This is a genomic window from Burkholderia sp. BCC0397 (assembly GCF_902832865.1).
GTDB lineage: Bacteria > Pseudomonadota > Gammaproteobacteria > Burkholderiales > Burkholderiaceae > Burkholderia.
On the sequence record NZ_CADFDL010000006.1, the window covers coordinates 247828 to 262121 of the forward strand.

Here is a 14294-nt window from a genome sequence, read left to right on the forward strand (position 1 = left end):
AAGAACCCGCTGAATATACCTGATACCACTCGCGAGCCGCTCACACTTGCGAGGCGACATTGAACGCGGGGAGATGCCATTCTCCGTCGTCCGCGAATCCGATTCGCTTCCAGCGCCGCTTGAGAATCACAGTCGATGCAAAATCGCCGACCGATCGATGCGGATCCCATTCGATCGACGAACCAAGCAGCACGTCGAGCGGATGCACCTCGGAGCCGTCCGCGTTGCGGGCCCTTCCCAGCGTCAACGCGTCGGTCGGTACCGCAGCGATTGCATCGCTGTCGAATCCGCGAAACGACGACAGCACACGCTTCATCTGCGTCAGATACTGAACCTGGTTGAAGCTGCCGAAGCACTGAAACTGGTTTGCGAACGCGATCGATGCGAATACCGGGAACAAGCCCGGGCACAGAACTCGCGCGCGCAGCGCCGCCACGAGTGACGCCGGCTCCCAGTCGAGAGCGAAGCCGCGCCCGGTCAGGCGAGTGCCGTCGATGCGCAGTTGTTCGCAACGATCGCCGTCCGGCCCTGCGTAGCTGACCAGGAAACGTGCGGCAATGCCGCCCTAAGCAGCGTGTTCAATCGCGATTCAGCGATTGACGCAACAGGACGCGGATGGCGAGCCGTTGCTGCAGTCGACGGCGGTTTGTCACAACCTGGTGAGGATGTGGGCGGATGTCCGGGGCCGCTGTCGCCGGACGAAATCCCGAGACTGGAATCCACCAGGATCAGACGCAATTCCACCGGGCGCGTCATGGAGCGGGGCAGAATAGGGCGAGTGTCGCGCATGCCGGCCGTTGTCGGCCGCGCGCCGATTCATCAAAACCCGTCAAGTCTCCACAGCGTTTCCGATGCCCAACATCTTGCGTCCCATCCGGTCAGCCTCCCGAACGACGGCCGGCGTTGCATTCGTCGTCAGCCTGCTATCCGGCTGTGCTGCGCTGTCTTCATCTGCGCCGGTCGACCCTCAGCAGCAGTTCGTTGCGGAGCAGCGAAATGCGAACATGCGGTACATCGACAGCCTCGCGGCGTACAAGCCCGTTTTCCAGAATCCCGGCAACTATAGTCGAGCGCAAGTGCTGGAAAAGTACGACGCGCTTCTCTATCAATACTCGGTCGCCGCGGTGAGCTGGGTTCGCGCAATCTATCCTGCCGCCCGGCAGACGCTGCCGCCATCCCTGCAACCGTTGCCCGCGCCGTCCGGGCCGCTCAGCGTGGCGGACGTGAACCGACGCTACGAACACGCGCTCGGCATGAACGCCGGCATGTGGGAGATCAGCATGGCCGCGGATTTCGGCAAGCCGTCAAAACTAGCGGTGCCGAGATATGACGGGCCGCTGCTTTTCATGCCGTTCGCGCCGCCTTTGCCGCCATTGCAGGATGTTCGCGATCCGCAGTTCGCGCGGCTGGTGACCCTGACGAAGAAGGTGGACGACGCGCAGAAGGCGGACCTGGCTCGACAGAACGCGGCGACCGCGAAACAGATGGCGGAGAACGCCGCGATGCACGCGGCAAACCATCCCCCGGGACCGAATCCGCTGGACTCGATCAATCCGCGGACCGGCTTGCCGTATCCGTCACCGCAACAAGACACGCAGCGCTGGTGCACGATGATGGGTAATGGTGTGGGCGGTCGGGTTCCGTGCTGAGGCAGGGCGCTCGACGGGGGACGATCTCTCGATAACGGTTACGTCGTATCGAAGGCGGGTGCCTGAGTGGGCAGCGCGCTCGCATTTGTTTTGGCGGTTTCTGCACAGCAATGCCCGGCAAATTCCCGAAGCACCCAGTCTCGCAATATTTCGGTTGCCTGTCTCGTCGCGGAGCGAGGGCTATAAACGAGATCGTACTGGAAGCTATCCAGCGCCAGGTCGAACGGCTGTACCAAGGTGCCGTTGGCCAATTCGTCGGAGACCAGGGCCAGGCTTATCAGGCCGATTCCCTGTCCGGCAAGGGTCGCCTGCATCGCATGGACTTCGTCGTTGAACCGGAGGCCTTCGTTCGGATCGGTGCCGCGTATTTGGGCTGCTTCCAGCCAGCGCGCCCATGTAATCGCTCGTTGATCGTCGCGAACGGCGGGACCCCAATCGAAGTGAATCAGCGTCGCGCGCTGCAGGTCTTTCTCGTGTGCGATCGACAAATGCGGACGACACACCGGGGTAAAACGGTCCCTGAAAAGCGGTTCCGACATGAGCCCGGGATAGTAGCCCGAACCGTAACGGATCGATGCATGCGCGGACTGGTCGAGGTCCACGATGGCATTGGTGGCATCGAGCCGCAGGGTCCAATCGGGATACGCGGCACGAAATCCGCCTGCTCGAGCGGCGAGGCATTTTGCGGTGAATGCCACCGTGGACGTGAGCGTTGCGACCTTGGTTTCGTCGACGTTTCGCGCTGCCTCGATTGCGCGCTCGAAGCTGTCGAAGCCGTCACGAAGCGCCGGGAACAGCGCCTTGCCGTTTTCCGTCAAGCGGACTCCGCGTGTCTGGCGCTCGAACAGTTTGACGTCGAGCCATTCCTCGAGTTGACGTATCTGGTGGCTGATGGCGGTAGGGGTGACATTGAGTTCTTCAGCCGCCGCTTTGAAGCCGGCGCGCCGCGCCGCGGCTTCGAATGCACGTAGCGCGCTCAACGGAGGCAGTTTGCGCATGGATTAGAAAAGCTCATCTGTAAGGTGAGAATTGACCATTTGTTGCGCTCGAAAGCTCCCCCGATACTCCGATCCTTGACAATCACCCGGAACTCGACGGAGAGCCTTCCATGAAAATCGAACAGGTGCACACGAATCCCGATCCCTATGCGCCGTTTGCATTATCTCAAGCAATTCGGGCGGGCGGTTTCGTCTTCGTTTCAGGGCAGCCGGCCATCGGTGATGACGGTGAAATCGAAGGGCCCGGCGACTTCGATCGTCAGGCCCGACGCGCGTTCGGCAACCTGGAACGTGCGTTGAAAGCGGCCGGTTCGGGAATGAATCAAGTCGTCAAGACGACGATCTTCCTGAAGTCGATGTCGTACCTCGACAGAATGGTCGACGTGCGTCGCGAATGGTTTTCCGCACCGTATCCGGCGGAAAGTCTTGTCGAAGTCTCGGCCCTGTATTCGCCGGACGCGCTGATCGAGGTGGAAGCGATCGCGGTCGTATCGGATGCGGCGTCGTAGAAGCGTTGGCCGTGCGCTGAGGCGTCGTCGGCGCCGGAAAACCGGCGGCCGGTCAGCTTACCGAGGTCCAAGGGGGCCCTTGGATTTCCGTGCAATTTTCCGGTTAGATCCACCTCAGCTTGGCGGCGTCTTTCGCTTGGGCCCCAATTTAATAATAAACGTAATCAATGACTTGCTGACTATACGATACAGTGGGGCCAGCGGTACCCGAACTTGCAGAGTCCGTGATGATGTGGGCCGTCTGGTTGTGGTTGGCGAAGTTCTGATGAAACGACAAGGCGGTGCTACGGAGATCGGTGCGATTGCCGCAGCGGCCAGCCTTGCTCGGATCGTCAGCACTCGATCGCCACGGCGTTTGTCGACTGACTGAGCCTGATCTCGCCCAGGTAGGCGCTGTCGCCCAATTCGCACTCGCGCCAGGCGTTGCCGAGTGCATGTCGGATGTTGACTCTGTAGGGGCCGCTGCCCTTGGCCAGGCCGTCGAACCGGAAATCGCCGAAGCCGTCCGAGACGGTTTCGGCGACCTGCTGATTACCGACGTACAAGGCGACGGCCGCATCCGTGACACACTCGACTCCGTCTCCTGCCTGGACACTGACACTTCCGCCGACGAAGCACGTTTCCCAGCGCTCAAGGCCGGCATACCACACGCGGGGCTTCGTGCTCAGGTTGGGTCGCAATACCTTGAGTCCTTCGCGTCGGGCCTTCTCGGCCATCGCTGCGTCATCGAGCTTGACCGTCTCGAAGACATCGGTGGGGCACGACTGCTGACAACGCGGGCGGGGCCAACCCTGGTCGAGCAAATGCGCATCGAAGATCCAGATCTGGGGCAGTTGCAGCGCTTCGTTCCAGACGATCGCCTTGTAAGGACAGGCCTTGACGATGTCCTTTCGGCCTCGCGCCTTGTCCGGATCGATGATGACGATGCCGTCGGCACGCTTGCGAATGGCGCTGCCGCCCACGCGCATGCAGGGTGCGTCGTCGCAGTGGTTGCACATGACCGGCAGATAAGTGGTCTCGACCATATGCGAAGCGCCCTGGACACGACGCAGGATGCGGATGGGGCTCTCGGCGTCGGCCGCGGCGGGTGCGGCGTAACCGGGGAAGTCGTTGCCGACGTGCTCGTCCCGCGCTGCGATCACGCAGTTCTGGCAGTTCTCGCAACGCCCGACTTTGATAATCAGGTTCCACTTGCTCATTTGAAATTCCTCACGCTGCGCGACCGAGCATGAACGCCTCGGCACCGCGCCATTTCTCGACCTGCACCAGGCAGGAATTCGGGCTCATGCTGCTGGTGCCGGAGGTCTGCGGCCGGTCCGGGGTCAGCATGTTCATGCAACCGCCAATCTCGACTTGCTCGCCGTCGATTTCGATCAGCTGAAATTCAGCGCTAGCTTCGTAGGATTTCACTACGCCAGCGTTCACCAGCGGCGAGACATCGGCCGCGCAGATCACGGCGCCGCGTTCGTTGTGCACTTTGACGAGATCGCGATGGGCAATGCGTCGAATGGCGGCGTCAGCCGGATTGAGCCTCAGCAGCCAGAACCGGTGCCCCGCGATCAGGGCACGATGATCCTCGACGCTGTTCACCGCGGAATTCTTGCCGTCGCAATGGGTATGAAAGCTGTAGCGGCTGTGGGTGGCGATCAACTGCAGCGGGTAGCGCTGAGCCAGGTCCGAGCGCAGGCCCTCCCAGGAGGGGATATATCGGTTGAGCGGTGGCCGCTCGGGGTTGTCCGCAGTGTGCCGCTTCAGCAACTCGGGCACGAACTCCAGCTTGCCGCTCGGCGTCTGCAGGCCCTCGCCGAACTTTTCCGAGAACTGCGAGGGCAGCGGATGGGGTTCGGGCAGATCCTTCTTCCTGCCGTCCGCGTACCAACGCATGTCCACGGGATGCCGCAGCTCGGGCTTTTCTGGCGGCACGACGAAGTAGCCCTTGCGGCAGAATTCGCGCCACGAAATGTGATCGGGCAGATCCGACGAGTCGAAGACGCGCTTGACCCAGTCAAGATCGCCACAGCCTTCGGTGAACACGCCACCCAGGCCCAACCGGGTCAGGATGGCGGTGAAAATGTCGTAGTCGGAGCGGGACTCGCCCAAAGGCTCGATGCACTTGTGCTGCAGCGTCAGCATGCGATGGTTGACCGTGCCATACCCATGGTGGGCGTAGCCACCCGAATTCGCCCATTCCCCAATGTCCCAACGCTCCAGCGAAGTGCATGCGGGCAGGATGATGTCGGCGAACTGGGCCTCGCCCTCCATCCAGATTGACTGATTGACGACGAACTCGATGCTCGAGTGCCGGTAGGCCTCCGTCCAGCGTCCGGAATTCGTCACGGTACTGAACGCGGATCCGCCGTAGCGATAGATCATGTGGATCGGCGAATAGCCGGGCATCGGGTAGGTGAACGGCGCAAACTGGGCTTCCTGGGACATGCCGTCCCAGAGATAGCCGGTGGCGTGGCCGTTGAGAATCGCATCGGGCATCTGCTGTCGCGGCACCATCTGCTTGACCGGATTCATGGTCAGAATGTGTGGCATGCGCTGATAGTTGTCCACCGCATTGGCCGTCCACGCCAGGTCGCCCGAAATGCCGCCGTCCGCGTAGCCCGGGAAGTAGAACTGGAGATCGTGCGGGACGCCGATTTCGAGACAGCCGAAATTCACGCCCGGCTTGCCCCAGCCCTGCATGGCCATCATCATGATCATGCAGCGCGCCCATTGCGCGCCGGTCGCCCCGCGGCCCGCGCCGCCGAATCCCGCGCCGGTCATCCCGACGGCGAGATGAACCTTTTTCTTTCCCCATAGGCGCGCCAGTGCGCGGACGTCCTTGGCCGGCACGCCGGTCTCGCTCTCCTGCCACTCGGGAGTCTTGGGCGTACCGTCGGTTTCACCCAGAAGATAGGCCTTCCAGTCGTCGAATCCGGTCGTGCGCGTCGCGACGTAGTCCTTGTCGTACAAGTTCTCCACGGTCCATACGTACATGATGGCGGCAGCGAGGGCGGCATCGGTTTGCGGCCGGATCGGAATCCAGCGGCCGCCCAGCAGCTGGGCGGTGGGATTGCAGTGCGGGTCGATGTGAACAAACTCGATGCCAAGCTCCTTGGCCCACAGGCGGCGTGGCGTTCCCTCGAATCCTGCGTAGGCTCCGTTGGTGCTTTCGGGGTCGCAGGACCAGAAGACGATCATGTCGGCTTCCTTGAGACCATCCTCCAGGCCGCCATAGCCGGCGGGCACGCCGACGCGCATCGAGTTGCCGAAATGATGCATGGCGCCCCAGTACCAGCCTTCCCAGCTGTCCGGATTCGCGGCGACACGGGTGAAGCCGATCAGGTTGGCGAAGCGCGTCAGCGCGCTGAGGTAGTAGCCCACGTTGCCCCATTGGTGGTGGGACGACATCGGGAAAGTGATGGAGCCGGGACCGTGAACGCGCTTCTGCCGGTTGATCTCCTTGGCGACGATGTCCAGGGCTTCATCCCAGCTGATACGCACATAGCCGGACTTGCCGCGGTTCTGCGGATTGCGCTCGCCGTCGGGGTCGAAGTCGACGCGCTTCATCGGGTGAAGGATCCGCTTGTCGGAGTAGACCAGCGACTTGAGCGTCAACGCGTGGGGGGCGACCAATCCCCGCCGTGGCGGGCTGAAGCGGCGCCCACGTGCCTCGATCACCCAACTTGGCGCATCCGTATCATCCAGGTCGATGGGGGTCACGCGGACGATGCGGCCATCCTTGACGTAGACGAACAGGGGCCCGCCATTGGTACAGGTGGTGTAGCGTCGGGTGCCGTCGCGCATGGGCGTGCCCATCGGCAGGCCGACGGTGCGCATCATGCTCAGGGTTTGCATGAGCCAGACCAACAGGTCGTCCTCGCCCTCGGTGACCACCTTGAAGTTCTTGGCGGCGTGGACGATTTCGCCCTGGTCCGGGCTGGGGGAAAGGAACTTCAGGGCGGTGGCGACATCCTTGAAGGCCATGCGCACGTCGGGCCGCGGATGCTTGCCGGCGCGCGACCGAATACGGCCATTCTTGAACTCGATGGCGCGACCGATGCTTTGATCCATGAGCCCGATCCACGCGACGAGATTGCGCTCCTTGAGGCGATCACGATAAGCGGGGAAGCGGCGTGCCGTCAGGTCCAGAACCTTGGGCAAGGCAAAGAGAATGGTCTTGAGAGACTGTCGTTTCATCGTTCGATCCAGTGTGTTGCGTTGATGCGGGGCGCTGGCATCCGGGCGCACCCGCTAGAACGTATAGGCGGCGTTCAAGAAAACGCTAACGGGATGGAGCCGGAGCGTCGATCTGGAAACGATCTGCGTTCCAGTGGCGGTCTGTCCGTATAACGTGAGGCGGGTCTTCACCGGCATGTAGTTGACGGAGGTGCCGACAGACCAGTGTTGTGTAATCGCGTAACTTGCCCCCAGCTCGAATACGGGGTTCCACGATGAGCTGAGGGTCGCGTGCACCGAGCCGCCCGGCCCGAAGCTATCGGAGACAAACTGGCGGTTGGTCGCTCGAACCTGAGTGAACCACGTATAGTTCACGCCAAGTCCTGCGTATGGACGGAATTTCGATGCGGCTGAAAACAGGTGATATCGAAGTTCGAGGGCGGGCGGCATCGGCCTGGTCGTGCCGAGGGTGCCGTACTTCTGTAACGTCCCATCGCCAATCAGATTGACTTTCAGTGGCAGTCCGAAAAGCATGGCGACACCCACGTTGTCGGTGACGTAGTACTCGGTGGTGATGCCCATCGTATCCGTCGAGCTGGCATGCGCCCCGGTACCGGCCAGTTGCTGATTCACCGTTACGCCGCCAACACTTTGCACGGTCAGCGGTGTTGCGTCGCCCTGTGGCGAGATGTGTAGCCATCCCACCGATGTGGTGATGCTTCCGGCCGTCTGTGCACATGCACTATCGGCAAGTGCAGCCGAGCAGATACAAACCGCCACGCCTGCGAAACGCATCGTTCGCGTGAAATTCATCTTTTGTCTCCTCTGTCTCGATCCGATTCACGAGTAAAAACTAATTTGGATACCTTATTGAGTGCGGCGAGCCGATTTCAAAGTTTTTGTTTTCCCGGCTAGCCGTGCTCCTCCATCGCCGCGGTTCCGTCGTTGTCAGTCAGGTAACCGTATCGACCTCGCGCCGATCGAAATCGAGAATGCAAACGGAAAACGCCCGAGCACGAAGCGCGCCGCAGTCTCGAGCCCGGGATCGCTCAGCTCGACCAGGATCGACATTCCGCCCGAATCATTGGTCGTGACGTTGACTGATGCTCCGGGGGCTCCACCCTGGTCCAATGCCGCGCGGAGCGCGTCAACCGTCTCGCGGCGCTTGAGTTCCGGTTTGAATATCTTGCCGACGCCCGTGAGCGGGATCGCTGCGACGATTCGAACATGCTTGGGCAGGGCGGCGCGTTCGGCGATCTCCTGCTGCATGAACACTTCCAGATCGCGCTCGGTAGCGGTCATACCGGGCTTGAGCTGAACATACGCGACCGGCAACTCGCCGGCATATGCATCGGGACGCCCGATTGCCGCGGCAATCTGGACCGCCGGATGTCGATGCAGCGGTTCCTCGATCGTTGCCGGGTCGATATTGTGTCCACCGCGGATGATCAAATCCTTCCTGCGGCCGGTCAGCCAAAAGTAACCGTTGACGTCGCAGCGGCCGAGGTCGCCGGTGTTGAGCCAGCGCTTGCCGTCGCCGAGATCGAGCCACAGGGCCTCGTTCTGATCGGCACGCGTGTAGCCGGTGAAAACGTTCGGCCCGGAGATGACGAGCAGCCCCGCCTCGTCAGCTGCGCAATCGCGCAGATACCGTCCCGCGTTGTCCACGACGACTGCTTTCATCGCCTGGAAAGGGATGCGTAGCCCGATCGATCCCAGCCGGCGTTCGCCGGCCGTCGGGTTGACGCTGCTCACGCAGGTTCCTTCGGTCAGGCCGTAGCCTTCGAGAATCCGGATGCCCGTCTTTTCCTGGAAGGCCCTGAAGACGCCGACCGGCATCGGCGCGGCGCCGCACAGGCCGTATTCGAGCGAGTCGATAACATGATCGTTGGCCGGAATATCGAGCAGCGAAGCATAAAGTGTCGGGACGCCACTGAAGAAATTGATGTGATGATGCTCGACGATTTCCCAGAAACGTTTGACGACACCGTCGCCCCGATAACCCTGCGGTGTGCCGAGCACGACATGGGCGCCGCGCGAGAAAGGCAGAAGGCCGGTCACCATCGCGGCATTGACGTGAAAGAGCGGCAATCCGCAGAAAGTCGTTTTGCCGGGGCCGATGCTGTCGCCGAAGAACCGCCCGGCGCTCCATGCATTCGCCACTTCGTTGCCATGGCTGCGCATCGCGATTTTCGGCAACCCGGTGGTTCCCCCGGTACAGAAGAAGGAGGACATGTCGCCGGGTTGAAAGCGGCGCACATTGTCTAGCGCCGTACCGGATTCCCTTGCGATTGCCGTACCGAAGTCGTGGATCTGGATGTGCGCAGGCACCGCGCTGCGCAAACCGCCATCGCCGTACGGCTTCGCACCGGCGTCGTGCTGGAGCGTGCGGGCCGCCGACTGCGCCGTGCCCGGCACGCGATCGGCCAGATCGACCAGCACGAGATGCCGCAGCGGCTCGACCTGGTGAAGGAGATCCGCTACTTTTTGCCAGAGATCGGCCCCGGGAAATGGCGCGAGCGTCACGAGTACGCTGGCGCCGGACGCCTTGAGCAGATTGCCTATCGCTTCGCCTTCGAGCAGCGGATTGATGGCACATACGATGCCGGCCGCCTGCCCGCCCCAGATCACGAAGTGTGTTTCGGGAAGATTGGGCAGGACGTAAGCGATCACCGAATGCGAACTCACGCCGAGATGCGTGAACATGTTGGCCGTGCGGGTGATGTCATGGACCAGCTCGCGATAGGTCCAGCGCTCGACGTCGCGGTGCCCGTCGGCGGTCAGAAAAAAGGAGAGCGCGGGGGCGGACGGATCGAGGGCCGCACCGGCGCAGATCATCTCGTACGTGCTGGCCGGGAGGTCCGGCGGAAGGCCCTGTGCTTCGATCGCCAGCACGTCGTCCTGGGTTGCGATGCCGTTCATGCTGCTTCGTCCACGATCTCGTTACGTTGCACGCCCAGATCGATCGTTCCGTCGCGGCTCGCGATCCGGGCTTCGACGATGTCTCCGGCCTTCAGATACTGCGCTCGCCCCGCCTGCACCTTCATGAACATCTTCCACTTCACGGATTCGGGAAAAAGCGCGACGGCCCGCTGCTTGAGCGGCGACGGAATGCTGAGTGCGCAGCCGGCCGGCGTGCCGGTCGCGAGCAGGTCGCCGGCGCGTAGGTCGTGCACGCTCGACAACTCGGTCAACGTTTCCGCCGGACCATAGACGAGGTTCGCTGTCGAGTCTCGCTGACGCACCGCGCCGTTGACGGTCAATGTCAGGTCGAGCGACTTCAGCTTCGGGAAGTCGCGCCGCTCGAGCAGGCACAGATAGGGGCCGACCGGGCCAAACGTCCGGAAGCTCTTGCCCTTGTAGAACTGCATCTGCGGGATCTGGACATCGCGCGCGGAATAATCGTTGACGATCACGGTGCCGGCGACATAGTCGGACAGGTTCGCGTCCGTGATCTGCTGGTGAGACGTGATGTCGCGCTTGAGGATGAGGCCGAGTTCGATTTCGTAGTCGAGAAACCGGACGTGCCGCGGTTTCACGACCTGTGAGTCGGCGGCGACGATGCAACTCGTCGCCTTCGTGAAGATCATGTTGAACTTTTTCGCGTCCGGATCCATGCCCGATTCGATCATGTGCCGACGATAATTCGCGCCCTGGCAAACGAATTGCTGGTTGGCTGTCACCGGGGGCAGCCACTCCACGTCCGACTCCGGAATCGTCGCTCCATCGAGCGTGACGAGTCGTTCAACCGGATTTGCCGCGAGAAAGTGCGCGGTTGTCTCGAAGTCGCCGGGAATCGGCGTGACGGCACCGTTGGCGACCACCCCCCATTGGGCGCGGCCGTTATGCCGGAAGTGCAGGACAAGCAGTGACATGAATGGGTCTCTCGTGAGTCGAATAGGCGGTTGGGAATCAGGCGAACAGCTTCGCCAGGGTCAGCAGCTTGCTCAGCGTCAGATCGGGACTGCGGCGCAGGTTGCGAAACAGCGCCGCGAGGCTCGACGGCGTGAACCGGGGCTTCGTGAAGCTGCGCGGCATCGTCGGGCCCCACTGGGCCATCGCTTCGCGGCTGACCGCGTGCACGCCCGTCGGCTCATCGGCCGTGAACAGGTCGCCGTCGCAATAGTGTTCGTGCTTGTCGCCCCACGGGTCCTGCCAGTAGTCGAAGATCTGGCTGCCCAGAATGTGCCGGCCGATGCCCCACGCGTGCGTCCACCCGTTATCGCGGAGCATGCGCTGGCCCATGCCGACGGCATCGGCGTCGACCAGTTCGTACGCGCTATGGCTATAAGTCGGCACGAACCCTTGGGCGAGCGCGAGCGTATGGTGATCGGCCGGCCTGTCGCCGAGATCGAGCCGCATGAACGCAACCGCAGGGGAGCCGTCCGGCAGCACCTGGACATCGCTGGGGATGAACCCGAAATGCTGCGTGTACCACGCGCAGGTTTCCTGGTAATCGGCGAGCTCGAGCACGACGTGCCCGACCCGAATGACCTCGGGCGCGCTCACCGGCGGCCGCTGCGTCTCGTTGATCCGCACGGGCGTGTCGATCGAGTTGAACGAGAGCGGAGCGCGATGCGGCAACGTGCGGGCCAGTGCCTGGCCCGCAATCGCGTCGACCCGAAAACCCGACGGATCGGTGAGCCGCACCCGGTAGCCGCCACCGGGCCAATCCGATGCCTCGACCTTCGACGCGCCCGGGACTTCGGCGAGCGCCTCCAGATCGGCTCGGCTGTCGACCCGCAATCCGAAGCCGACGAAGCGGGCCTTCGGCGCCTGGCGAACCACATAACAGAAGTGTGCGGTGCCCGTTCCGCGCAGCAGCACTTGGGTGTCATCCCGCAGTACGGTTCGAAGACCGAAGTCGTTGAGAAAGTGCTCCGCCTCGCCGATGTCGGGACGATCGAAGATCAGATAGGCGAGCGCCGATGCCTTCGTCGTGGGGTGAGGGTGGCGAGCCGGCTGGGTGGTGGTCAGTTTCATGGCGGATGACGCTCAGGCAGATCGAATGGCAATCGCGACGACAGGCGCCGTCGCATCGAGGGGCTTGCCGCGCAACGGCAGGCATGCAATCGAATCGCGGCACGACGTGACTGGCCGGCCCGTGAATATTGCGAAGTCGGTCGTCGATTTCGCATGGAGGCGATGCTGCTCGTCACAGGTGCCGGGAGTCCGCAGCGCTTCGTCGCCGAGTGCGATCGCGCGTGGGGCGACGCGTATCTCGGCAGCCTCGTCGACGATCAAGACGTCGACTTCGTGACGTGTCCGCCGATTGGCCACTGTGGCGCCGACTGCCTCGAATCCTGCAATCAGTATGCCGAGCGCCAAAGGCAGCGCACGCTCCGCCGACGAGCGCGAGTTGTTGTTAATGGACGCGCGGGCGCCCGTGTGCAGTTGTGTCTCCACCGTATCTCCATTCGTCGTTCGATCGGTTCTTGAGGGTTTGTTAGTCACCTTGGTGACATTAAAGTCATAGATGATAATTTTGTCAATGTAGACATTTGAATCTATACTCGGGTACAAACAAGCATCGGAAACGTCATGACGAATACACCGAGTCGCCGGACATCAAAACGCTCCGCTCCGGAAGCATCCAGTCCAGCGGTCGCCGAAGAGCGTGAGCCACGCGGCGCGCGCCGCAAGCGAGAAACCCGTGCCCGCCTGTTGGACGCCGCGCTTGGACTGATGGCGGAGAAGGGCATGGAAGGCGTCGCCATCAATGAAATCACCGAGGCCGCCGACGTCGGCTTTGGCTCGTTCTACAACCACTTCGAATCGAAGGAGGCGATCTACGCGACCCTCGTGGAATCGGTATTCGAGGAGTTCGCGGATTCGCTCGATCGCGTGGCCAGCGGCTTGTCCGACCCGGCGGAAATCATTTCCGTCTCGGTGCGACATACGCTGATGCGCGCGCGGCGCGAGCCGGTGTGGGGACACTTCCTGATACGCGAGGGCTTTTCGGCGCGCGTCCTGACGCTTGGCCTGGGTCAACGCCTGCTGCGGGACATCGAGCGCGGTATCGCCGAGAAGCGCTTCGTGGTCGCCGACCCATTCATCGGCTTCCTTTCAGTTGGCGGTACAGTGCTGACCGCAATTGCCGCCGAGCTCAACTTCGTTGCTCCGGGTGCGCCGGCGGCCGGTGTTCTCAAGGAACTCGGCTTCAGCGGAGAGCATTTTCCGGAACGCACCGCGGCGACGCTCCTATGTACCCTGGGGCTCAAGCGCACGGAAGCCGAGAAGATCGCAAGCCGGCCGCTGCCGGTCGTGGAAGCGGCCGAGACCGCACAGTGACGCAACTGGGTGCGCAGGCGCCGGCCAAGCCATCCAGAGTGCTCGAGCGGTACCCGTCAGCTGACTGGATCGATTAGCCTGTCGGGCACCGTCCAGCCGGCGCGTGTCGAAGACGGACAGCAGGGCATGCGCATCGCGGCGTACTACGTCGGCTCGTCGCGCCGTGCGCCAGTACGCAACAACGCGACGCCGAGCACCGCCGCCAGTTCGGCCGACGATGACATGTGGTCAGAGGGGCCCGCCGCGCCGTTTGCCGCGTTCGGTGGCGCGGCCAGTTGGGTGTGCATGCTGTCGATGATCTGCCGGAATCCGGCATCGCGCAGGGCGTACAGATACACCTCGACCCACAGCGGGAAACATTCCCAGCCGGCGGCGACGTCCGCGGCGTCGGTGACGGTGCAGCAACCGTCGCCCTTCGGCGCCGCCAGCCGAAGCCTCTTGATCAGTCGATCATGGTCACGGCGAAGGATCTCGATCAACGGTTCACGCTTGTGTTCGAAGTGCGCGTAGAACGCGCCGCGCGTGTAGCCGGCGCCCTCTGCGATATGTTCGACACTCGTATCGGCAAAGCCTTTCGCGATGAATAGCGCACGAGCGGTGGCGATCAGCCGTTCGCGGGTGTCAAGCCTGCGTTGCTCGCGGGTCAGGCGCGCGCGTTTTGTCATGTGTTGTCCATGTGG

The 14294-nt window shown here is 62.6% G+C and carries 14 protein-coding genes; 4 read left to right on the plus strand and 10 right to left on the minus strand.

Annotated features, from left to right (window positions below; all coding sequences use genetic code 11):
• Nucleotides 1-40: 40 nt before the first annotated feature.
• Nucleotides 41-436 (minus strand): hypothetical protein, encoded by a 396-nt coding sequence (locus HWX03_RS20595; RefSeq protein WP_175872478.1) that lies wholly within the window; start codon nt 434-436, stop codon nt 41-43.
• A 160-nt stretch (nt 437-596) separates the two neighbouring features.
• Between HWX03_RS20595 and HWX03_RS20600 the strand changes: the two genes are divergently transcribed.
• The gene (locus tag HWX03_RS20600) at nt 597-773 is read left to right on the plus strand and encodes a hypothetical protein (protein ID WP_279612236.1); all 177 of its coding nucleotides are present in this window, start codon (nt 597-599) and stop codon (nt 771-773) included.
• A gap of 78 nt (nt 774-851) precedes the next feature.
• Nucleotides 852-1649, plus strand: coding sequence for a hypothetical protein (locus tag HWX03_RS20605; protein WP_175872315.1), 798 nt, complete (start codon nt 852-854; stop codon nt 1647-1649).
• Nucleotides 1650-1687: 38 nt separating this feature from the next.
• Here the strand turns inward: HWX03_RS20605 and HWX03_RS20610 are convergent, their stop codons facing one another.
• On the minus strand, nt 1688-2647 hold the full coding sequence (locus HWX03_RS20610) for a LysR substrate-binding domain-containing protein (RefSeq protein WP_175872479.1): 960 nt from the start codon (nt 2645-2647) through the stop codon (nt 1688-1690).
• 110 nt (nt 2648-2757) lie between these two features.
• On the opposite strand from HWX03_RS20610, the gene HWX03_RS20615 reads away from it, so the two are divergent.
• The gene (locus HWX03_RS20615) at nt 2758-3156 is read left to right on the plus strand and encodes a RidA family protein (protein WP_174433227.1); all 399 of its coding nucleotides are present in this window, start codon (nt 2758-2760) and stop codon (nt 3154-3156) included.
• Nucleotides 3157-3488: 332 nt separating this feature from the next.
• On the opposite strand, the gene HWX03_RS20620 is transcribed toward HWX03_RS20615, so the two are convergent.
• From HWX03_RS20620 to HWX03_RS20650, 7 genes are all read right to left on the minus strand, one after another.
• Nucleotides 3489-4355 carry a 4Fe-4S dicluster domain-containing protein gene (locus tag HWX03_RS20620; protein ID WP_175872480.1) on the minus strand — a complete coding sequence of 289 codons (867 nt, stop codon included), beginning with the start codon at nt 4353-4355 and terminating at the stop codon, nt 3489-3491.
• 10 nt (nt 4356-4365) lie between these two features.
• A complete protein-coding gene (locus HWX03_RS20625) occupies nt 4366-7344 on the minus strand; it encodes a molybdopterin-dependent oxidoreductase (protein ID WP_175872481.1) in 2979 nt (992 codons plus the stop codon).
• 54 nt (nt 7345-7398) lie between these two features.
• Complete coding sequence (locus tag HWX03_RS20630) at nt 7399-8136, minus strand: OmpW family outer membrane protein (protein WP_175872482.1); 738 nt, start codon at nt 8134-8136, stop codon at nt 7399-7401.
• A 135-nt stretch (nt 8137-8271) separates the two neighbouring features.
• Nucleotides 8272-10245 (minus strand): acyl-CoA synthetase, encoded by a 1974-nt coding sequence (locus tag HWX03_RS20635; protein ID WP_175872483.1) that lies wholly within the window; start codon nt 10243-10245, stop codon nt 8272-8274.
• Nucleotides 10242-11198 (minus strand): fumarylacetoacetate hydrolase family protein, encoded by a 957-nt coding sequence (locus HWX03_RS20640; protein WP_175823794.1) that lies wholly within the window; start codon nt 11196-11198, stop codon nt 10242-10244. Before HWX03_RS20640 ends, HWX03_RS20635 begins: the two co-directional genes overlap by 4 nt.
• Before the next feature lie 37 nt (nt 11199-11235).
• Entirely contained in the window at nt 11236-12306 is a 1071-nt protein-coding gene (locus HWX03_RS20645; RefSeq protein WP_175872484.1) for a VOC family protein, read from the minus strand.
• 12 nt (nt 12307-12318) lie between these two features.
• Complete coding sequence (locus HWX03_RS20650) at nt 12319-12729, minus strand: hypothetical protein (protein WP_244132705.1); 411 nt, start codon at nt 12727-12729, stop codon at nt 12319-12321.
• A 135-nt stretch (nt 12730-12864) separates the two neighbouring features.
• Here HWX03_RS20650 and HWX03_RS20655 point away from each other — a divergent pair, with 135 nt between their 5' ends.
• Nucleotides 12865-13614 (plus strand): TetR/AcrR family transcriptional regulator, encoded by a 750-nt coding sequence (locus HWX03_RS20655; RefSeq protein ID WP_175872485.1) that lies wholly within the window; start codon nt 12865-12867, stop codon nt 13612-13614.
• Nucleotides 13615-13757: 143 nt separating this feature from the next.
• Here the strand turns inward: HWX03_RS20655 and HWX03_RS20660 are convergent, their stop codons facing one another.
• On the minus strand, nt 13758-14279 hold the full coding sequence (locus HWX03_RS20660) for a TetR family transcriptional regulator (protein ID WP_175872486.1): 522 nt from the start codon (nt 14277-14279) through the stop codon (nt 13758-13760).
• Nucleotides 14280-14294 lie beyond the last annotated feature (15 nt).

Coding starts and splice junctions, on each gene's coding strand:
- HWX03_RS20605 (WP_175872315.1), top strand. CDS start 852: ATGCCCAACATCTTGCGTCCCATCCGGTCAGCCTCCCGAACGACGGCC.
- HWX03_RS20610 (WP_175872479.1), bottom strand. CDS start 2,647: ATGCGCAAACTGCCTCCGTTGAGCGCGCTACGTGCATTCGAAGCCGCG.
- HWX03_RS20615 (WP_174433227.1), top strand. CDS start 2,758: ATGAAAATCGAACAGGTGCACACGAATCCCGATCCCTATGCGCCGTTT.
- HWX03_RS20620 (WP_175872480.1), bottom strand. CDS start 4,355: ATGAGCAAGTGGAACCTGATTATCAAAGTCGGGCGTTGCGAGAACTGC.
- HWX03_RS20625 (WP_175872481.1), bottom strand. CDS start 7,344: ATGAAACGACAGTCTCTCAAGACCATTCTCTTTGCCTTGCCCAAGGTT.
- HWX03_RS20630 (WP_175872482.1), bottom strand. CDS start 8,136: ATGAATTTCACGCGAACGATGCGTTTCGCAGGCGTGGCGGTTTGTATC.
- HWX03_RS20635 (WP_175872483.1), bottom strand. CDS start 10,245: ATGAACGGCATCGCAACCCAGGACGACGTGCTGGCGATCGAAGCACAG.
- HWX03_RS20640 (WP_175823794.1), bottom strand. CDS start 11,198: ATGTCACTGCTTGTCCTGCACTTCCGGCATAACGGCCGCGCCCAATGG.
- HWX03_RS20645 (WP_175872484.1), bottom strand. CDS start 12,306: ATGAAACTGACCACCACCCAGCCGGCTCGCCACCCTCACCCCACGACG.
- HWX03_RS20655 (WP_175872485.1), top strand. CDS start 12,865: ATGACGAATACACCGAGTCGCCGGACATCAAAACGCTCCGCTCCGGAA.
- HWX03_RS20660 (WP_175872486.1), bottom strand. CDS start 14,279: ATGACAAAACGCGCGCGCCTGACCCGCGAGCAACGCAGGCTTGACACC.